We start from the raw sequence: 21,013 nt of genomic DNA on the forward strand, positions 1-21,013 counted from the left end.
CATTCCGAACAGAGAAGTTAAGCCCGCCTGCGCAGATGGTACTGCAATCCTGTGGGAGAGTATGTCGCCGCCTTTCTTTTGAAAACCCTATCCATAACGGATAGGGTTTTTTGTTTTTAGGAAGGAAGAGAAAAGAAGTAAGAAGTAAGAAGTAAGAAGTAAGAGGTAAGAGAAAAGAAGTAAGAGAAAAGAAGTGTGAAGTAGGGGTGTGGGGAACCGGTTAAATGATCGGGAAATCATCCTTTAATAAAAGATATTGTCTATAATAACGCACATAAAAAAGCCGGATCATTTAATGATCCGGCTTTATTTTTTAGGTTTTACCCCTTTATATTAATGCTTTCTTTACAAATAACTGATCGCTGTCGTTAAGAACGTAGTCATTAGTGTCCCTTTGCTTTGCTATTAAATTTATTTTTTGTTTCTAAAATTTCGGTTGTTCTGCGTTCTGGGAGAAAATACTTTTTTTACTTCTCTGCCTGGTGCCGGTTTCGGTAAACTGGCTTCTTCCGTTTTGCTGGAAGGAGCAATCAACTCGTTCAGTGTTTTGATTTCAGCATCCGTTAGATCTCTGTAACGGCCAACTTGAACATCCAGTGAAATATTAATAATGCGGATACGTTTTAAGACGGTAACCTCATAATCCAGGTATTCGCACATTCTTCTGATCTGACGGTTCAATCCCTGCGTCAGAATGATCCGGAAAACAAATTTGCTGATCTGTTCAACCTTACATTTTTTGGTTACCGTATCCAATATCGGAATACCGTTACCCATTCGCTGAATAAAACGATCGGTGATCGGTTTGTTAACCGTAACGACATATTCTTTTTCGTGATTGTTACGCGCACGAAGGATTTTGTTGACAATGTCACCATCATCCGTCATAAAGATTAAGCCTTCACTGGCTTTATCCAACCGGCCAATCGGGAAAATACGTTTCGGATAATTGATGTAGTCCACAATATTGTTGCGGACATCCTGATTGGTGGTACATTCAATTCCGGCAGGCTTGTTAAAGGCCAGATAAACCGGTTTTTCTGTTTTCTCACGAATCAGTTTTCCATCTACTCTTACTTCGTCATCAGGAGTCACTTTAGTACCCATTTCCGGAACGATCCCGTTAATGGTTACACGACCTTCCTCAATAAGCCTGTCCGCCTCACGACGGGAACAAAATCCGGTTTCGGATAAGAATTTATTAAGGCGTTTTACATTTTCTTCCATTTTACAAAAATAAGCTAATTTGAAGACTTCTAAGAATTAAAAAACGAAATAATCAGCAAAAAGGAGGGCTTTTTATTCAATAATTAATGGTTTTGACCATTGAATTCCGCTAATATCTGTCAATACTAATGTATAGGCTCCCCGGGGTAAATCCTGTATTTCTTTTGCATTAAGGGTAATTACAGCCTTGGCGCCAAGCGGAATAACCAGACTGTGTTTGCCGGGTTTGATTTTAGCGACATGTTTGTTTTGAATCTGTTCTTCCGGGAATGCCGCCAGCTCGTCATGCTGCAAGGCAAATACGGTTTTGGCAGCAGCATCCTGCAGGCTGATGCCAATCAGGAAAGAACCGTACACATCGGCTCCTTCAGTTCTGTAAACAGAAAAATGAAGTGCGTTGTTGTGATATTGCAGGGTTTCAAGGGCTATTTTCGGTTTTACCGATTTGTTATGCAGGGTTCCCCAGACACCACCATGGAAATACTGATTGGTAAACAGTGTCATAAAGGTAATGAACAGTGTACCGGTTATTCCTGTAAAGAGCATCTTTTCTTTAGATAACGGCAGCGGACCGGAAGTGAGGAATGCCGCCAAAGGATTCCGTTTTAAAAAAGGGAGATAGTTGTCTAAAGCAAATTTTCCTCCTCCGGTAAAGAAAACCGTAAATCCGGAAGCCAATCCCAAAACGCCGATCTGCCATTCGTCCAGGCAGGTGGTGCCTAGCCATCCGGCGCCTAAAAGAATACCCAAAGCAAGGAAGAAAACACCAATGCTCATTAATCTGGTAAAGAGCCCAAGCATAAAAAACAAACCTACAATTCCTTCGATGATTGTAAAGCTGATCATAGACCACCAGAGGGCATCGGGATGGGTAACGAGGTATTCGATAAGCGGTTGTATTCCCAATGCATTTGGGAGGAAATGATTGAATTTTTCGCCTATATATCCGGCGGTTTCGGGATCTAATTTGTTTTCGAGTACCAGGCGTCTCCAGAAAGCCGAAAAATACGTCCAGCCGGTAACGATGCGAAGGGAAAGCGTGAAAAATCCTGCCCAATAAAAAGTCGGGCTATTGTGTGGAATAGTCATAGTTGTAATTTTTAAAATGAATAAAGCATGTTGCTAGGTTTTTTAGCAAAGCGGATTTTAAAAATTACAATAAGGCAATCTTCTGTTTTTTATAGAGCAGGTAGAGCGGATGGAAATTCCTTTTTTTGGTACTGTTGTATTCCGGATTGACAGTAAGCCTGCCAATGGTATTTCTGGTAAAACCGGAACAGCGAATAACGGGAACTTCCGGAACCAGGTATGCCACAGCCGTATGCTGCTGTTGGAATGTAAACGATTCGGAGTTTTCGGTAAACGAGCAATCGCTTTTGTCAAAGTAAACCGTTTGGGAAAGGTTTAATGTTTTGGTGAGCGGAACATCCAGTATTGTATGGATCGATTTCTTCGTATTGCACGATGCTAAAATCAGCAAAAGCGACAGCATCACCAGCCGGATAAATCCGATGTGAAAGGAAACCGTTTTATTTTGCCTAATCCTCATCTGTCAAAAATAGGCTATTTAAAACGAAGAAAATAGTTAAAACTTAATCGGCTTCAAAAAGGAAACGGTAAATGCGCTGGTTTAAATGGTCGTCGTGTAAACTGTGTCCCAATCCTTTGGTTTCGATAAATTCTGCCGACTTCCAGGCTTGGGCTATTTTCTTGCCTTCGTTAAAGGAAACCACCAGATCGTCCACATCATGGGCAATCAAGCCTTTGAGTGTAAAATCGGAAGCAAACCGGTCGCCTGAAAATTCATTGGGATCAATATTAAAGCGTTCGGTTATTCTTTTTTCCAGCAGGCGGGATACTTTTTTATTCAGGCTGAGCATTTTTTTATAGTTGTTCAGTACGATCATAAATTCGCTCGGAGCGCCTAAAATAACCATTTTTTCCAGCATCGGGTTTTTATAGGTGTAGTGGTAGAATATACAGGTGGCACCGCCCATGGAGTGACCAATCAGGAATTTCGGATTGAATTTCTGCATAATGGTATCCACATACCGGGCATATTCCGGAATGTTGAATTCACGTCCGCTAGAAAGCCCCTGTGCCGGACCGTCAAGTGCGATAATGGTGCTTCCGGATTGCCGCAGCTGAACGATGATTCTTTCCCAGCGGGAAGCATTGCTTTCCCAGCCGTGTACTAACAGGATGCGGTGTTCGTTACCTTTCCAGGTATAGGTTTGTATGGTCTGGTTTCCAAAGGTGACTGCTTCGGCGTGAGCCTCGCTCAGGATACCCGGAATTTTATTCGGATCGAGTTTCCCTTCTCTGGGTTCTGTAAAAAAACGATAGGCAAGCTGTGCCGATTTTTCCGGAAATAAAAAGCTCATCAGATTAATATACAATCCGATAGACTTTGTGAGTATATAGTATAGTATTTTGTTGAGTAGTTTCATAAAAAAAGCCTCCGTTTGGAGGCTTTAAGTTACTTATATTTTAGAAAATAATTGTTCCATTTTCTCTTTTTCTTCGTCAGCTAATGCACTGTCTACTAAAATTCTTCCACTGTGCTCATCTGTAATAATTTTTTTACGGGAAGCAATTTCCATCTGTGTTTGCGGCGGAATTGTAAAGAAAGAACCTGCAGAAGCACCTCTTTCGATTGAAACAACTGCCAAACCATTTCTAACACTGGTACGGATTCTGTTGTAAGCTGCTAATAAACGGTCTTCAATTTGTGACTGATATTCGGCAGATTTGTTTAATAAGAACGTTTCCTCTTTTTCAGTTTCAGACATGATATCGTCTAATTCTGCTTTTTTGTGTTTTAAGTGAGATTGTTTTGCATCCAATCGCTCTTTGGTTTGTGAAATAACTTCTTTTTTATGTTCGATAGAAGCTTTCATCTCACGGATGTGTTTTTCCGCTAACTGAATTTCCAATTCCTGAAATTCCACCTCTTTTGTTAAAGAGTTGAATTCTCTGTTATTACGAACATTTTTTTGTTGTTCTGTATATTTCTTGATCGCCTCTTTGTGACCATCGATAGCATTCTTTTTTTCCTTGATTTGCTCTTCAATAGAATCCAAATCGCTTTTTAATTTCTCTAAACGAGTGCTTAATCCAGCTACTTCATCTTCTAAATCCTCCACTTCAAGAGGTAATTCTCCTCTCACGTTTCTAATTTCATCAATGCGTGAATCGATTAACTGTAAGTCATAAAGTGCTCGTAACTTATCTTCTACACTTAGTTCTTTGATGTTTGCCATATTTTAAAAGTACTTAACTGGATTTGTATTTTCTTCCGATAAAATGATTGCAAAATTAGCAATTTTTTTCGTAAGATAATCAACTATATAGTTTTTTGTATATCTTTCACTTTCAAAATGCCCGATATCGGCTAAAAGAAGCTTGTTTTCGGCTTCATAAAACTGATGGTATTTTAAATCGGCAGTTAAAAAAGCATCGGCACCCATGCTAATGGCGTTTTTAATGGCGAAACTTCCGGAACCGCCCAGTACGGCAACTTTTTTAATGGCTTTTCCGGTAAACGCACTGTGACGGATACCGCCGGCCAGCATTTTTTCTTTAACAAGTGCCAGGAAATCAGCTTCCGCTAGCGGATGGTCAAATTCACCGATCATTCCCAATCCGATGTTCTGATGGGTGTTTTGCAGATCGTAAATTTCATAAGCGACTTCTTCATAAACATGGCTGGCAAAAAGGGCTTTCAGAATTCTGGACTGAAGGTGTTTTTCAAAAGTGACCTCGATTTTAATTTCCGCAGCTTCTACAAATTCAAAACGTTCTCCAATTTCCGGATTGCTGTTTTCATTACCCATATAGGTTCCCGTTCCGGTGGAGTTAAAGCTGCAGTCTTCATAATTGCCTATTTTTCCGGCTCCGGCATCAAAAAGGGCATTGCGCACTTTGGCAACATTTTCCGGAATGGTATAGGTAACCAGTTTTTGGATAAAGTGCTGTTTCGGAACCAATACTTTTGTATGGGTAAGTCCCAAAGCATCGCAGAAAATTTTATTGACACCCTGCTGGTGATTGTCCAGAGCGGTATGAACGGCATATATGGCAATATCGTTGCGGATCGCTTTTATGACAGCGCGCTCCACATAGTTTTTTCCGGTTATTTTTTTTAATCCGGAGAAAAGTATCGGGTGGAAGCACACCACGAGGTTGCAGTTTTTGGCAATTGCTTCATCAATTACCGTTTCTAAAGCGTCATGGCAAACCAGGACACCGGTAGCATTAGCATTGGCATCGCCAACTAACAGACCAACATTGTCAAAATCTTCGGCATAGGCAAGCGGAGCCATTTCTTCCAGTATCGCGAGTATCTCTTTAATTTTCATTTGGATTATATTTTTAATTGGTGAAGCCAACTCTTTTAAGGAGTCTAAAGCTTAAACTTTACTGTGAAAGTTATATTCAAAGATAAAAAATAGCTACTTTCGTAATATGAATTTTCTGAGAAAAATACTTTTTCCGCTTGCTATAGTGTATGGTGGTATTACGGGTATACGGAATCTTTTTTTTGACAAAGGGATTCTGAAGTCCCATTCTTTTGACCTTCCTGTTATTGCTGTTGGTAATCTTAGTGTTGGCGGTACCGGTAAAACCCCGCAAATCGAATATTTAATCCGGCTGCTTTCCGGAAAGTATAAGATTGCGACATTGAGCAGGGGCTATAAACGGAAATCGGAAGGGTTTGTTCTGGCCGATGCGGCTTCCAATGCCGCAATATTGGGCGATGAACCGTTTCAGTTTTACAGGAAATTCCCGGAGGTAATGGTCGCGGTCGATGCAAACAGAACCAACGGAATACAACAGTTATTGCAGCAACAGGAAAAACCGGAAGTGATCCTGCTGGACGATGCTTTTCAGCACAGAAAGGTAAAAGCCGGCTTTTATATCATGCTTACAGCCTATAATGATTTGTATACAGACGATCTGATCTTACCGGCCGGTAATTTACGGGAAAGTAGAAGCGGTGTGAACCGTGCCGATATCGTGGTTGTTACAAAATGTCCGGAAAACTTGACGGCCATTCAGCAGAACGAAATTAAAACCAGGTTTAAACTGGCTTCACATCAGCAATTATTTTTTACTTTTATCCAATATCATGATGCTGTTTTTTCTGAAGAGAATTCAATAGCAGTCAAGGAAATAGACAGCGATAAAGTGCTGCTGGTGGCCGGTATTGCCAAGCCGGAGCCGTTTTTTAATCATTTAAAAGCTGCTAAAAATAATTGTATGGCGTTTCCGGATCACCATGATTTTACCGATAAGGATATAGCCGAAATAAAACAAAAAGCGAATAATAAAATAATAATTACCACCGAAAAGGATTATGTGCGGCTGGCAGGGAAATTGCCTTCAAGACAATTATTCTACCTGCCAATCATCAGTTCTTTTGTGGGTAATAAAGATGAATTTGATAAAACTATTTTAGATTATGTGGGAGCAAGTACAAGAAACAGTTAATTACATTAAGGAGAAAACCAATTTTACACCGGAATATGGTGTTATTTTAGGTTCCGGTTTGGGTGGATTTACAGCAGATATTAAAATAGCATTTACCTTACCGTATAGTGAGATTCCGAATTTTCCGGTTTCTACCGTTCAGGGACATAAAGGGGCTTTGGTTTTCGGAACCATAGGCGATAAAAAAGTGGTAGCGATGCAGGGACGTTTTCATTTCTATGAAGGATATGATATGAAAGAAGTTACTTTCCCGGTGCGTGTAATGCGTTATCTGGGAGTGGAAAAACTTATCGTTTCCAATGCTTCCGGAGGTGTGAATCCGGAATATCGCGTGGGTTCTGTTGTGATTATTAAAGATCATATCAATATGATGCCGGAGCATCCGTTGCGCGGTAAAAATGACGAGCGTTTCGGACCTCGTTTTGTAAACATGAGTGAGCCGTACAGCCGTAAAATGATTGCCAAAGCAAAAGAAATTGCAGCTTTATTAAATATAGACGTGAAAGACGGGGTTTACCTGGGATTACAGGGACCTACTTTTGAAACGCTGGCAGAATATAAAATGGTGAAAGCCATAGGCGGTGACTGTGTGGGAATGTCAACCGTTCCGGAAGTAATTGTTGCCCGACACATGAACCTGGAGTGTTTCGGTATTTCTGTAATTACCGATATGGGTGACGAACACAGTATCGACAGCATTACTCATGATGAAGTTCTGGAAGCAGCAAAGGCGGCAGAACCACATGTGCGTAACCTGATTAAAAACCTGATAGCAGCTTATTGATTGTTGCTCTGAAAAATGATGGTGGTTGCAATAATCTCGTAGAACTTTTCCGGATCGAAAGGTTTTGTAATCACCTCATTCATTCCATACGAAAGCAGCATTTCTCTGTTCTCATCCAGTGAGATCGCCGTTAAGGCAATAATAGGGGTTATGTTGTCAAACTTCCGGATCTCTTCCGTGGCGATCGTTCCGTTGATTCCCGGTAGATGTACATCCATTAGTACCAGATCATATTTATGATTGCGAAGGTGTTCAATGGCATCTTCTCCGTTTTCAATAATGGTACAGTCCATCTGTTTGCGTTCCAGCATTTTCTTGGTAATCATCTGGTTGATCTTGTTGTCTTCAACCAACAGGATTTTTTTACCAATCAGCCATTGCTCATCATAGCCCAGGCCGGTTTTCTTTTCAACAAGTATTTCTTCGCCTATAGGGAAAGAAAGGTCAAAATAGAATTTGGCTCCTTCGTCAAGCTCGCTTTCCAGGTTGATCTTACCGCCTAATAATTCCACCAAACGTTTAACGATGGACAGTCCTAAACCGGTTCCGCCATATTTACGGTTGATTTCTACAGAACCCTGCGTGAAGCTGTCGAAGATGGTTTCCTGCTTTTCTTTCAGGATACCAATTCCGGTGTCGCGGATTTCAAAATGAAGTTCCACAACAGCATCCACCTGTTTTTTAAGGGTTGCCTGTATCCAGACATCGCCATCTTTGGTAAATTTAAGGGAGTTGTTGATCAGGTTAATCAATATCTGGGAAAGTTTGGTAGGATCACCAACCAGGTTGTTCGGAATATTCGCATCAATATCGAGATGGCAGATAACATTGTTGTTATTCGCAAGTTCAATAAAGGAATCCATGATATTCTGAAACAGTTCCCGTATGTTGAAATTGATTTTTTCAACCTCAAGCGCATTCGATTCCACACGGTTGATCTCGAGGATATCGTTGATAAAGGTAGACAGGTAGTTTCCTGAGAATTTAAGGGAGTTCAGGTAGGCCAGCTGACTTTCTTTAGGCTTGTCCTCAATTAAAATATGGGTGATTCCGTTGATGGCATTTAATGGTGTACGCAGTTCGTGACTTACCGTCGACAGGAATTCGGCACGCGCTTTTGAAGCTCTTTCGGCTCTTTCTTTTTCAACTTCCAGTTCGAGGTTTTTCTCTTTTAGAAGCTGGTTGGTTTTTTTACGGATGATGTTATTCTTGTACAGCGAAAGGCTTAACAGGGATAAGATCGAAATTAAGGCAATGCTTAGTATACTGATCAGTTTGGAGAATTTAATGGATTTTTCCTGTTCCTTATTCTCCTTGTCCATTTTTTCAATGGTTTTCAGCTGTTCGTTGGCAATATACCGTTCAAAAGCCGCTTCGCCTATACTGTCATTGTTAATGGCAGTCAGGGAATCTTTTAGGTGTACATACCGTTTTAAATAGTAGAAAGACTGGTTAACCGCATTGGTCTTATTGTAAAGGGTGCTGATCTTCCGGATGATTTTCAGCTTTTGTGAAATGTTATTGTTGTTCGTCAGTACATTGGCTTTTTCCAGATAATCAATCGCTTTTTTCGGATTGTTGGCCTCGTTGATTTCCGCCAGCTGATAATAGGCCTCGGCCTTGGTTTCGAAAAGGTTGTCGATATTGCTTTTGGCAATGATGTTTTTGAATAGGGCCGTAGCCAGGTTGATATTGCCTTTCTTTTTGTAGATGATCCCTTTTTGAAGGTTGATCAGTTCAATCGCATCCGGAATCTGGATTTGCTCATAAATAGAAATGGCTTTGTCGAAATAATTTTCAGCTATTGAAAAACTGTTTTTATCCAGATAACACAAGCCTAAGTTATAGTAACAGAAGGCAATGTTGGAAGAAGGTTTCAGGTTGTTGTAAATGGCAAGACTGCGGATGAAATTTTCAATCGCGTCATCCGTCTTTTTTAACTGGTAGTATATACCGCCAATAGCCAGATAGGTATCGGCTAATCCTTTTTCAAGATTGTTTTTGGAAGCATAATTAACCGCTTTTTTACCAAACTCAAGCGCTTTATTATAGGTATAGTTGTTCTTGTGGAAATTCGATAATTCCAAATAGTAGGTTATACTATCTACTTTTATTGGGGTAATTTTTTCCTGTGAAAAACTTTTTAATGGTAGAAAAAATAATAAAAACAGAATATACCTCATTTCTTTGTTTAAAAATCAGTATAAATATAGTTAATTATTTGTTATATGTGTGGATAATTAGATCAATTATTCGTGAAGAATAGCCGATTTCATTATCATACCACCCTACAACTTTTACCATCTTGTCTATCACGGAAGTAAGTTGGGCATCAAACAGGCACGAATTCGGATTTCCGATGATATCAACCGAAACGATTGGATCTTCGGTATAATCAAGGATTCCTTTTAGGTTTGTTGCTGCCGCTTTTTGGAAAGCGTTGTTGATTTCTTCAATCGAAACCTGACGTTTTACATTGAAGGTAATGTCTGTTAATGAACCGTCCGGAACCGGAACCCGGATACCGCATCCTCCGATTTTCCCATCCAGATCCGGGAAAATTTTAGTCAGTGCTTTTGCAGCTCCTGTTGTGGTGGGTACTATGGACTGTGAAGCGCCACGGGCTCTTCGCAGGTCTTTGTGCGGCTGGTCGTGTAAACTCTGATCAGTTGTATAGGAGTGAACCGTGGTGATATAGGCCTGTTCAATACCGCATAATTCCTGAATTACCTGAATCATCGGAGCGGCATTGTTGGTCGTACAGCTGGCATTGGAAATGATCAGCTCTGTACCGTCCAGAATATGTTCGTTAACACCCAGTACAACTGTTTTGATGTTTTCATCTTCTGCCGGAGCAGACAAAATTACTTTTTTGGCGCCTGCCTTAATATGGGCTTCGGCCGAAGGATAAGTCTTGAATTTTCCGGTAGCTTCAATAACAATGTCAATATCCAGATCTTTCCAGTTTAATCCGGAGATTTCTTTTTCATGGAAAAACAGATAGGAATGACCGTCAATTATAATGGCGTTTTCGTCAAAAGTAACCTTGTTCGGAAGTACGCCGTGAATACTGTCATACTTTATTAAATGTGCCATGGTCCTGTTGTCGGCAATATCATTTATCGCAACAACTTCAATTGATGGATGATTGAGTAAAAGTCGGAAGAGGTTACGTCCGATACGACCAAAACCATTAATGGCAATTTTTATTTTCTGATTCATTTAACTAACAGTATTCAGGTGTTATATAATCGGAATGATTATAAGATATGTTTTTGTGCATGGTAGGAAGAACGTACCAAAGCGCCGCTTTCTACATGACGGAATCCCATTTCTTTACCGATGCTTTCATATTTTGCAAATTGTTCCGGGGTGATGAATTCTTTAACCGGTAAGTGTTTTTTGCTGGGCTGTAAATACTGACCGATGGTCACCACATCCACATTTGCATCGCGTAAATCCCGCATTGTCTGGATCACTTCTTCTTCGGTTTCACCCAAGCCTAACATGATTCCGGATTTTGTTCTTCGGATTCCTTTTTCTTTTAAGTATTTTAAAACGGCTAAACTTCTGTCGTATTTTGCCTGGATGCGCACCTCACGGGTCAGCCGTCTTACGGTTTCCATATTGTGCGATACCACTTCCGGATCGGCTTCTACGATACGGTCGATGTTTCTTTCCATTCCCTGAAAGTCAGGAATAAGGGTTTCTAAAGTGGTTTCCGGATTCATACGGCGGATGGCCTTAACGGTTTCTTTCCAGATAATGGAACCGCCGTCTTTAATATCGTCTCGATCCACACTGGTAATAACCGCGTGTTTGATGTTCATGATTTTAATAGAACGGGCCACTTTTTCCGGCTCATCCCAATCCACTGTTTCCGGACGTCCGGTTTTTACACCGCAAAATCCGCAGGAACGGGTACATACATTTCCTAAAATCATGAAAGTAGCTGTTCCTTCTCCCCAACATTCTCCCATATTCGGACAGCTTCCCGAGGTACAAATCGTATTTAACTTGTATTTGTCTACCAGTCCGCGTAATTCGGTATATTTTTTACCGGTCGGCAATTTTACGCGCAGCCATTTCGGCTTGCCTGTCGGGAGTATATTTGTGTCTAAAACAGTTTCCATTGCATACAAATTTGAAGTGCAAAGATAAAGTAATGTTGTGTATTTCCGAATCCGTTTAACGCATTTTTAATAGATGAAATCAGCGTGATTTTTACCTGTAAAACCGCTAATTTAAAAAATGGTATCTTTGTGATTATCGTTAAAAAGCCTAATCTGATTTTATCTCCCTATTATTTATGAAAGCAACCAAACTCTTTGCTGATTTTTTTGAAAATGAAAAATCATCAGGAATAGTCCTGATCGTCTGCACCATTATTTCCCTGTTGTTAGCAAATTCCGTGTTTCAGGAATATTATGAACACATCTGGCATTTCCGGATCGGAAGTCATTCGTTTGAGCATTGGATTAATGACGGACTGATGACCATCTTTTTCCTTTTGATTGGTCTGGAGCTGGAGCGCGAAATTTATAAAGGAGAACTTTCCAGTATTAAAAATGCGTTACTGCCCCTATTTGCTGCTTTAGGAGGCATGCTGATTCCGGCGGGAATTTATATGTTTTTCAATCAGGGTACGCCAACACAGTCCGGAGCCGGAATCCCGATGGCGACGGATATTGCTTTTGCATTGGGGGTATTGTCACTATTGGGAAGCCGTGTGCCTTTATCGCTAAAAGTGTTTTTAACGGCACTGGCCGTTATTGACGATTTGGGAGCCATACTGATTATCGCGATTTTTTATACTGATCATCTTTCGGTGATGAACCTGGGCATTGCGCTGGGCATCATGGCAGTTTTATTTGTATTTAACCGTTTGAAAGTGAATAATCCGTTTCCGTACCTGCTGGGTGGTGTTTTAATGTGGTATTTTATGCTGAATTCGGGGGTGCATGCCACCATTACCGGTGTTTTACTGGCTTTTGTGATTCCTTTCGGAGACGGCAGCAAGAAAACAATTTCATATAAAATGCAGCATGCCCTGCACAAACCGGTTGCCTTTTTTATATTGCCTTTGTTTGCCTTGGCGAATACGGCAATCATTATCGGAAATGACTGGGTAGAAGGGCTGACACATGAAAACAGCATCGGTATTTTCCTGGGACTTGTTTTAGGAAAACCGCTGGGTGTATTCCTGTTTAGTTTTGCAGCGGTTGCGATCGGAATTTGTAAACTGCCGCAGGATTTGCAATGGAAGCAGATTTTTGCGACCGGTTTTTTGGCCGGTATTGGTTTTACCATGTCGATATTTATAACCTTACTGGCGTTCAAATCGCAGCCGGACGATATTACCGTTTCTAAAATATCCATATTGATTTCGTCGCTGGTTGCCGGTATTATCGGTTTTATCTTTTTAAAGATTTCTTTAAAGAAGCAAACGGATACGATGACATAAATTAAAAAAGGCTGAACATTTGTTCAGCCCTTTTTTAATTTATGTTCACGGTTATCGGAAGGTTATAGGCGGTTCTGACAGGCTGACCGTTTTTGTAGCCTGGTGTCCATTTTGTTTTAATGGAGTTTAAAACACGGATGGCTTCTTTGCCCAATCCGTAGCCGGGATCTCTGGTAACCCGGATGTTTGATAGAGTACCGTCTTTTTCAATAACAAAAAATACCAGTACTTTCAATGTTTTCAGTTCTTCCAGTTCCGGTGTTTTGAATCGTTTGCCCACGGCGTTTAAGAATTCGCCCATACCGCCCGGAAATTCCGGTAAGGCTTCCAGTTCTACGGTGTTGCGGATCGTGTTTCCGTCGTCGGTACCGGTTCCTGTGCCGTTAGATGGAGCAGTCGTGGTAATGCTTGTATTTGATGTGGTTCCTTCCCCTTCGGTTGTTACGGTGCTGATTATTGCATTTTCGACTTCCCTGTTTGTGGGAATATCTGTAGCGGCATTTACTTTTGTTGCCGGAACAAGTTTGGTGTACTTAATTTGTTTTCCGGCCGGAGTTTCTGTTTCCTGCTTTGGTGCAGCCGCTTCTCTTAGCTGTTCGTTCAGTTTTACTTCTACTAATGTTAACGGCTCGGTTAGCGGCAGGTTGCAAATGGCAACATCATCTTTTTTATGGGTACTATTCAGTACGATCGGAATAGCGATAGCGCTTCCCAATAAGAAAATACCAGAAAATAAAGCTTTGATTGTTGTTTTTGGATTTTCGGCACGTAGCTGATAGGCGCCGTATTCTTTGTTTCGGCCTTCAAAAACAATGTCCAGCCACCGGGTGTCATAGATGTTTAGTTTTGACATAATAACGTAGTTTAAGGTTAATAAATAGTGGTATTACTTTAAATAACGTAAGAAGTCAGTTTTTTAGTGTTTTAATTGTTAATTTTTTAGAATAAAAACAATTGATTTGTTATTTTGTTAAAGAATGATGTATGTATGAGGTGTTTTGTGTGGAATATTGAAGTGTATTATCTTTTTTGTTGAATAATTTCAAATAAAAGCTTTTTGGCACGCAACAGTTTGATTTTTACATTGTTTAGCGGCTCTTCAAGCTGATCGGCAATTTCCTGATAACTCATTTCCTGGAAATAACGCAGCTGGATAACTTCCTGGTAGGCCGGTTTTAATTCCTTGATGTACAGTAATAAACGGGCAAGGTTTTGCTCTTTAATGATCTCGTCTTCAATGGTGGGTGAGGAGTCGATAACATTGTATGCCTGTTGGTTTTCTTCGTCATTGATGTCCAGAAACAATGCCGATTTCTTTTTACGCAGCATATCAATATGGACGTTCTTGGCAATGGTAATCAGCCAGGTATTGAATCCGAATTCCGGATTGTAGGAAGTTATTTTGTCAAAAGCTTTTGCAAACGTTTCAATGGCAATATCTTCGGTGTCCGTTTCGTTTTCGGTACGTTTCAGCATAAAGCCGTAAATCTCATTCCAGAAAAAATCCAGCAAAAATGTAAAGGCTACCTGATCTCCGGATTTTGCCTTTTCAATGTTTTTTTGAATTATCTCTGAATTTATTTCCAATGTACCGGTTTTGAAATAGAGTTTGTAAAATAAACGTTCAATTGCGTGAAGATAAGTATTAATTCGATAACAGGGAACCAATACATGACATCTTTCTCTTTAAGTTTGCCGGAAGCATATCCCAGTGTGATCCATGTGAAAATATAACGGAAAACAATTAACCCGCACACGATCATCCATTGAAACTGAAAAGCTAACAGGATTATTGCCAGAAGGAAAAAGAAAAGTTGCGAAAAGTAGAATAATCCCAATTGGAACTTGTCAAAACCCTTATAGAATGAAGCGGTGGAAACATGGCGGCGTTTTTGTTTGAACCACTCGCTGTAAGTGGTTTTTGGTGCCGATACGGTAAAACTTTCCGGAGCATAGCAAATGGTCGTATTTTTACTGTTGGATGCCTGATTGATAAACAGATCGTCATCGCCGGAACGGATTTTCATGTGATCCATAAAACCGTTCACCTTGAAAAATTCTTCTCTTTTATAAGCCAGATTACGGCCAACGCCCATATAAGGTCTGCCCATTTTTGCCCATGAAAAATACTGTACTGCGGTGAGTACTGTTTCAAAACGAATGATTTTATTTAAGAAAGAGCCTTTGATCTTTTCATAAGCACCATACCCCAGGATAATGGTTTTGTGCAGTGTGAATTGCGAGGTCATGTTCATGATCCAGTCTTTCGAAGTAGGATAACAATCGGCATCGGTGAATAGCAGGTATTCTTTTTTAGCGGCCTTGATACCCAGAGTCAGTGCGAATTTTTTATTTCCCCAGAAGGCTTCGTTGTTTTGAACCTTAACCAGGCGAACATTGGAATACTGTTTTTCGAAAGCTTCAAAAATTTCAAGCGTGTCATCGCTGGAAGCATCGTCAATTAAAACAATTTCATAATCCGGATAATTCTGCTCGGCTAAAAGTGGAATGAATTTCGTAACGTTTTCGGCTTCATTTTTAGCGCAGACAATTACAGAAACGGGAATGCGTTTAGGCGTTATTTTTTGAGGTTTTGCAAACGCAAATTTGCTGAAAACAATCAAATAATAAAAAATCTGAAGGGCTATAATTCCAATAAAAATGTAGAGTAGAATTGTTAACATATGCAATTCATGACAGAGTTAAATGTTGGACAAAGGTACAAATCAAATGTTAAATTTCAAGTCGAATTCAACAAATTACTGACAGGGCTATTCCCTTAATTTTCTCATTTCTTGAGCAATCATTGCCGAATTAGTATCTTTTTTGCTTTCTAATTTGGAAATGATGGCATTGTAGTTTTTATCGTCACGATTTTGTGATAATTTATGTACTGCCTGAATGTCTTCAATGGCAATTTCAAAAGCGACAAGTCCGTTTACCTGGCGCATGGTTTTTTTGGAAAGTTCTTCAATGCGCACCGGATTCTCCGAACCGGCTTCATATTTGTCAACCAGCTTTTTCAGCAAATACAGCACATCATCGCCTTCCAGGATTTTTATTTTTCCATAAACATGTACAGCGATATAATTCCAGGTAGGGACGTTTTCATGATCGTACCACGAAGAGGAAATGTACGAATGCGGTCCCTGGAAAATTGCCAGTACCGTATTGTTGTTTTCAAAATCTTTCCACTGCGGATTGGCTTTGGCAATATGACCGAAAAGGACTTCTTCTCCGGCTTTGTTGGTTTCCAGTTCCAGCGGAATATGGGTTCCCCACAGCTTTCCCTGTGTCTGGTTGATGAGGATGCCAAAACTGTTTTGTCTGATAAACGTTTTGATAGCGTCTGAATCCTCGTTTTTATTGCTGTCGTCAATATACATAAGGACCGGTTTAAATAATGTTTACTTCGGCTTCGATAGCGATGCCAAAAGTATCCACTATGGTTTTTTGAATGTTTCTGGAAACGTTCAGGATTTCCTGTCCGGTTGCATTGCCGTAGTTTACCAGAACCAAAGCCTGGTTTTTGTGTATGCCGGCATCACCAAAACGCTTTCCTTTAAAACCGGCCTGTTCGATAAGCCATCCGGCCGGAACTTTAACCAGCGTATCGGAAACGACATAATGCGGCATGTCCGGAAATTGCAGGTGGATTTTATCAAAATCGGCTTTGCTGATAATCGGGTTTTTAAAGAAGCTACCGCTGTTTCCTAATTCTTTAGGATTCGGTAATTTACTTTCGCGAATCGCAATAACCGCATTGCTGATGTCTTTAATTGTCGGGTTGCTGATGTTTTCTTTGGTAAGCTCCGCTTCAATCGCACCATAAGAAGTGTTCGTCTTGTGGTTTTGTCTGGTTAGCTGAAACGTTACGGAAGTAATGATATACTGGTCTTTGGCTTCGTTTTTAAAGATACTTTCCCGATAGCCAAAACGGCATTGCTCCCTGTTGAAAGTGGTTATTTCCTGTGTTTTAATATGCATGGCTTCGCAGGAAACAAATGCGTCTTTGATTTCCACGCCATAAGCCCCGATATTCTGAATAGGTGTAGTGCCCACATTCCCGGGAATAAGCGATAAGTTTTCCAATCCGCCCAGATTCTGATCGATACACCAAATCACAAATTCGTGCCAGTTTTCACCGGCCTGTGCCTGAACCAAAGCATAATCGTCATTTTCGGAAATTACTTTTTTTCCTTTCAGATCGACATGAATAACCAGGGCGTCAATATCCTGTGTTAAAAGCATATTGCTTCCACCGCCTAAAACAAATAATTTCTCCGATTGGTGTTCTTTTAAAATTTGAGCCAGTTCGGTTTGATTTTCAACAGCAACAAAAGCTTTTGCCTTCGCTTCAATACCAAAAGTATTATAGTTTTTAAGGGAAAAATCAGTGGAAATCTTCATGGTAAAAAAATAATTTTAGAATGCTGTAAAAATAGTCAAACCGTTTTTAATTCCTTTCCTTTTCATCGCGATAATTGTAAAAAACAAAGGCGATGAAAAAGAAAAGAACTGTAAAGGTCTCCGTGCGGAGGTTATGATAAAACTTTTAGAATTTTAGTGTAAAATTCCTCTTTATTTATCGGTTTGAGTATAATGTCATCAAAAGGAGTGGTGGCGATATCATGGGAAGTCATGTAGTCATCGCCGGTAATCGCCAGGATCGGAATACCGGCGTTTATCTCATTTTGCTGTTTGATATCCCGGGCTAGCTGTATTCCGGAAACACTGTCAAGCTGTAAATCGGTAATGAACAGGTCAACCGGATTTGTCTGCAGATAGGTTCGGATCTCTGCCGCCGAAGAGAAACCGATGGCTTCTGCTTTAACGGAGGTGATCAGTTTTTTTACGGTTGCCAGGGTTATCATATCGTCATCCACAACGGCAATGGTTGTTTTTTTGAGTTCCGTGATTGCCATAAGTTTTTCCTGGCTGGTTTTGATGGTCTGTGGTTTGTCCAGTATCAGGTGGAAGCTCACTTCCGTTCCTTTTTGCTGCACACTGTTGATGCTGATGGCGCCATGGAAAAGTTCTACGATCTCTTTGCAGAGGTTTAAACCCAGTCCGGCACCAAATTTAAACTGCTCGGAATGGAATTTACTCTGGTAGTGTTCGTTAAAGATGTTTTCCAGATCTTCTGCCGGAATACCGGAACCGGTATCTTTTATGGTAACATTCAGTCGGTATTTTGTATCGGTAGTATCCAGTAGTTTAGCGGTAACGGTAATGTTTCCTTTAGTGGTGAATTTTATCGCATTGCCGATTATGTTGTAAAACAACTGGTGGATCTTCACATTGTCAGCCCAAACTGCGGTGTCCAGATTCTGGTCCAGTTGCATGATCAGGTCGATTTTTTTGATTTCGGCTAAAGAACGCAGCGATTCCAAAACGGAAAGGATTTCCTCTTTTAAATTAAAATTGGAATTATAAACCGCCAGTTTGCTGCTTTTGTTTTTAAAGAAATCCAAAATCTGGTTTACAGTGATCTGTAAGGAATTGGAAGTAAAAATAAGCGAGTTAACCGTTGGTGTTTGCTCTTTGGGTAAACCGGATGCTTTTAATTTTTTTGAAAAATTCGAAATGATATTTAACGGCGCCCGCATTTCATGGCTGAGCATGCCAATAATACGGTTTTTGAATTCCAGGTTTTTTTCGGCTTCCATCTTGGCATTCGATAAATTCCGTTCATACATATAGGCAAATAAGGTATAGGCAAGCAATATCAGCGTGATAACCGCCATGATGCCCAGCAGTGTTAATATGAGTGTTTTCTGACTTTCAATATTGGTGATCGCTTTGGTGTATTTTATCTTGTCCATTTCCTGGGCCGATTCGGAATAGAGCTCTAAGATCTCCTTACTTTTATGAAGAATGGTTTTGTTGATCTCCAAAAGTTCCTTGTCCTTACTCCTTAAATTATTATAGGTATTGTTCAGACGCTGGAATTCGTGAGTATAGTATTTGTCAATACTGTGAAAAGTGTTTTTTAGCTGGTCTTCAAAAGAACCGATCTTTTCCGTATTGCCATACATCATTTTAATGCGCACCTGAAGCTGCTCTTTCAGGATGTCGCTTTTGCCGGAAATGGCTTTTCCGATTCTCGTGAAGAAACCTTTTTTGGAATCCTGGTTGGAAGTTAAAATCGTATCGTAGGTAATGGAATTTAACGTCCGGATGTAATTGTACTTTTTAACATTGAAGTTTAACGGTACGACCGTATCCATTAGCGGTATGATGCCGCGCAGCATCAGGGAATCCAGTTGCTTCTTGATTTTGTAGATCTCCCTTTCTGTGGTTTCTTTGGATTTGATCACATTAAAGAAATCCTTATTCACACTGGTCAGATTGTCCAGGCTATCCAGGTATACGGTCATCTCTTTAATCGAACTCTCGTATTTGTTTAAGGAAGACTTTTTGTGATTGAGCAGGTAATCGTTAAAAGCATTCTGGGCATCCAGGAAACTGCTGGTTGCTTTGTCTGAAAAAAACAGGGCGCGGTTGGGCTTGCTCGCATTTTGAACGGATTCGGAAAGATTGTTGTATTCTTTGCCTTGTTTGTACCAGATCCAAAAAAATAATAATTGAATAATAATGATGGAAATAAAAAGGGCAATATGAACTTTTTTTCTTTGTTGCAACGGGATCTTCATCAGCTATTTTTATTAGTTTTTACTATGTTAGAACAGCATTAGGCAGGAAGGGGCAGGTAGCAATATTGGGGCAGTAAAAATAGAAAAGTCTCTTTGGGATTTTAAATGTTTGGTAATCAAAAAAATAAATATCCTTAATATTTATCTAAATTCCAAATAAAAAGAGTTTTTGGTGCGGAAAAAGAATAGCAATGAGGTAGTTCTTTACATTTTAAGTAAAAAAATACCCTGAAAATTAAAGCTGAAAAATCCTGTAACTCTGTAAAGTAGACTTTACAATGGCTTCTGTACGTTCCGGATGGGTGTCGGAAATGAATAACTGACCGAATGTCTCATCGTTAACCATTTCAATGATTTTGCTGACGCGTGTTTCGTCCAGTTTGTCGAAAATATCATCAAATAAAAGTATCGGAGCAACCCCGTTTAGTTTTTTGATAAACTCAAACTGTGCCAGTTTTAAGGCGATAAGAAATGACTTTTGCTGCCCCTGGGAACCGAATTTTTTAATAGGATGGCTGTCAATTTCAAAAGACAGATCGTCTTTGTGAACACCCACACTGGTATATTGCAATGCGCGGTCCTTTGCCAGATTGTCCTCGAATAATTCTGTCATGTTTTTTTCAAACAGCTGGCTGTCATAAACAATCTGAACCGTTTCGGCAGCATTGGTTATTGCCCGGTGGTGCTCATTAAATATCGGGATAAATTCCGCTATAAAGTTTTTTCGTTTTTCGAATATGGCATGTCCCAGTACGGCTAACTGCTCGTTATAAACGGCAAGGGTGTCTTTTTCGAAAGTGTGGTTCAGGGCAAAATACTTTAAAAGAGCATTGCGCTGTGCGGTTATTTTCTGGTACTGGATTAGCTGCTGCAGGTAGTAGCTGTCTGACTGCGAAATAACGCTGTCTATAAACTTCCGGCGTGTTTCGCTTCCTTCTATAATTAAATCCTGATCGGAAGGGGAGATGATCACCAGCGGAATAAAACCGATGTGGTCGGAAAACTTATCATAGGGTTTGCCGTTGCGTTTCAGGATTTTCTTTTGTCCCTTTTTCAGACTGCACACAATCTGTTCCGGACGTTCTTCTTTTTCGAAACTGCCGTCGACTACAAAGAATTCTTCGCCGTGTTTTATGTTTTGTATTGCTAACGGATTGAAATAACTCTTCCCGTAAGCCAGGTGGTATATCGCATCCAGGACATTGGTTTTACCAATGCCGTTTTTACCCACAAAACAATTGATTTTGCTGTCAAAGTCGTAAGTGGCTTCGGATATATTTTTATAATTAAATAAGGAAAGCTTCTTTAAATACACGTAGCGAAGGGATTATTTCTGAATTTTTCTGTCCATTTTTCAAAAGTGGGTGCAAATTATTGAAAAATATCGAT

General features: G+C 40.1%; 19 protein-coding genes and 1 rRNA gene. 4 read left to right on the plus strand and 16 right to left on the minus strand.

Going from position 1 to position 21,013, the window contains the following annotated elements; all coding sequences use genetic code 11:
- Positions 1-76, plus strand: a 5S ribosomal RNA gene (gene rrf, locus BGO42_RS17970); the annotation flags it as partial.
- Positions 77-411: 335 nt separating this feature from the next.
- Here rrf and rluF read toward each other — a convergent pair.
- From rluF to BGO42_RS14915, 6 genes are all read right to left on the minus strand, one after another.
- Positions 412-1,227 (minus strand): 23S rRNA pseudouridine(2604) synthase RluF, encoded by an 816-nt coding sequence (gene rluF, locus BGO42_RS14890; protein WP_273246976.1) that lies wholly within the window; start codon positions 1,225-1,227, stop codon positions 412-414.
- 72 nt (positions 1,228-1,299) lie between these two features.
- Complete coding sequence (locus BGO42_RS14895; RefSeq protein ID WP_273246977.1) at positions 1,300-2,316, minus strand: TQO small subunit DoxD; 1,017 nt, start codon at positions 2,314-2,316, stop codon at positions 1,300-1,302.
- A gap of 64 nt (positions 2,317-2,380) precedes the next feature.
- Positions 2,381-2,776, minus strand: coding sequence for a hypothetical protein (locus BGO42_RS14900; protein ID WP_273246978.1), 396 nt, complete (start codon positions 2,774-2,776; stop codon positions 2,381-2,383).
- A 43-nt stretch (positions 2,777-2,819) separates the two neighbouring features.
- Positions 2,820-3,677, minus strand: coding sequence for an alpha/beta fold hydrolase (locus tag BGO42_RS14905; RefSeq protein ID WP_273246979.1), 858 nt, complete (start codon positions 3,675-3,677; stop codon positions 2,820-2,822).
- A gap of 33 nt (positions 3,678-3,710) precedes the next feature.
- Positions 3,711-4,490 (minus strand): zinc ribbon domain-containing protein, encoded by a 780-nt coding sequence (locus BGO42_RS14910; protein WP_177732820.1) that lies wholly within the window; start codon positions 4,488-4,490, stop codon positions 3,711-3,713.
- Between the two features lie 3 nt (positions 4,491-4,493).
- Positions 4,494-5,588 carry a Nif3-like dinuclear metal center hexameric protein gene (locus BGO42_RS14915; RefSeq protein WP_273246980.1) on the minus strand — a complete coding sequence of 365 codons (1,095 nt, stop codon included), beginning with the start codon at positions 5,586-5,588 and terminating at the stop codon, positions 4,494-4,496.
- 106 nt (positions 5,589-5,694) lie between these two features.
- Here BGO42_RS14915 and lpxK point away from each other — a divergent pair, with 106 nt between their 5' ends.
- Complete coding sequence (lpxK, locus tag BGO42_RS14920) at positions 5,695-6,720, plus strand: tetraacyldisaccharide 4'-kinase (RefSeq protein WP_273246981.1); 1,026 nt, start codon at positions 5,695-5,697, stop codon at positions 6,718-6,720.
- Positions 6,692-7,504, plus strand: coding sequence for a purine-nucleoside phosphorylase (locus BGO42_RS14925; RefSeq protein ID WP_273246982.1), 813 nt, complete (start codon positions 6,692-6,694; stop codon positions 7,502-7,504). Before lpxK ends, BGO42_RS14925 begins: the two co-directional genes overlap by 29 nt.
- On the opposite strand, the gene BGO42_RS14930 is transcribed toward BGO42_RS14925, so the two are convergent.
- From BGO42_RS14930 to lipA, 3 genes are all read right to left on the minus strand, one after another.
- Positions 7,498-9,591, minus strand: a complete 2,094-nt coding sequence (locus tag BGO42_RS14930) for a tetratricopeptide repeat-containing hybrid sensor histidine kinase/response regulator (protein WP_273246983.1) — start codon at positions 9,589-9,591, stop codon at positions 7,498-7,500. The genes BGO42_RS14925 and BGO42_RS14930 overlap by 7 nt on opposite strands.
- A 130-nt stretch (positions 9,592-9,721) precedes the next feature.
- Complete coding sequence (gene gap / locus BGO42_RS14935) at positions 9,722-10,726, minus strand: type I glyceraldehyde-3-phosphate dehydrogenase (RefSeq protein WP_177732830.1); 1,005 nt, start codon at positions 10,724-10,726, stop codon at positions 9,722-9,724.
- A gap of 38 nt (positions 10,727-10,764) precedes the next feature.
- Entirely contained in the window at positions 10,765-11,637 is an 873-nt protein-coding gene (gene lipA / locus BGO42_RS14940; RefSeq protein ID WP_177732832.1) for a lipoyl synthase, read from the minus strand.
- A gap of 176 nt (positions 11,638-11,813) precedes the next feature.
- Between lipA and nhaA the strand changes: the two genes are divergently transcribed.
- Positions 11,814-12,968, plus strand: a complete 1,155-nt coding sequence (gene nhaA / locus BGO42_RS14945; RefSeq protein WP_177732834.1) for a Na+/H+ antiporter NhaA — start codon at positions 11,814-11,816, stop codon at positions 12,966-12,968.
- 34 nt (positions 12,969-13,002) lie between these two features.
- Here the strand turns inward: nhaA and BGO42_RS14950 are convergent, their stop codons facing one another.
- The 7 genes from BGO42_RS14950 to recF all read right to left on the minus strand — a co-directional run bounded on the left by BGO42_RS14950 (position 13,003) and on the right by recF (position 20,939).
- Positions 13,003-13,821: an energy transducer TonB gene (locus BGO42_RS14950; protein ID WP_273246984.1), complete on the minus strand. Its 819-nt coding sequence runs from the start codon at positions 13,819-13,821 to the stop codon at positions 13,003-13,005.
- A gap of 167 nt (positions 13,822-13,988) precedes the next feature.
- Positions 13,989-14,555 carry an RNA polymerase sigma factor gene (locus BGO42_RS14955; RefSeq protein WP_273246985.1) on the minus strand — a complete coding sequence of 189 codons (567 nt, stop codon included), beginning with the start codon at positions 14,553-14,555 and terminating at the stop codon, positions 13,989-13,991.
- Complete coding sequence (locus tag BGO42_RS14960) at positions 14,546-15,652, minus strand: glycosyltransferase (protein ID WP_273246986.1); 1,107 nt, start codon at positions 15,650-15,652, stop codon at positions 14,546-14,548. Before BGO42_RS14960 ends, BGO42_RS14955 begins: the two co-directional genes overlap by 10 nt.
- 87 nt (positions 15,653-15,739) lie before the next feature.
- Positions 15,740-16,354 (minus strand): FMN-binding negative transcriptional regulator, encoded by a 615-nt coding sequence (locus tag BGO42_RS14965; protein ID WP_273246987.1) that lies wholly within the window; start codon positions 16,352-16,354, stop codon positions 15,740-15,742.
- A gap of 10 nt (positions 16,355-16,364) precedes the next feature.
- On the minus strand, positions 16,365-17,378 hold the full coding sequence (gene murB / locus BGO42_RS14970) for a UDP-N-acetylmuramate dehydrogenase (protein ID WP_177732844.1): 1,014 nt from the start codon (positions 17,376-17,378) through the stop codon (positions 16,365-16,367).
- A gap of 131 nt (positions 17,379-17,509) precedes the next feature.
- A complete protein-coding gene (locus BGO42_RS14975; protein ID WP_273246988.1) occupies positions 17,510-19,624 on the minus strand; it encodes an ATP-binding response regulator in 2,115 nt (704 codons plus the stop codon).
- 235 nt (positions 19,625-19,859) lie between these two features.
- Entirely contained in the window at positions 19,860-20,939 is a 1,080-nt protein-coding gene (gene recF, locus BGO42_RS14980; RefSeq protein ID WP_273246989.1) for a DNA replication/repair protein RecF, read from the minus strand.
- Positions 20,940-21,013: the final 74 nt, after the last annotated feature.

Source organism: Flavobacterium sp. 40-81, assembly GCF_001898245.1.
Taxonomy (GTDB): domain Bacteria; phylum Bacteroidota; class Bacteroidia; order Flavobacteriales; family Flavobacteriaceae; genus Flavobacterium; species Flavobacterium inviolabile.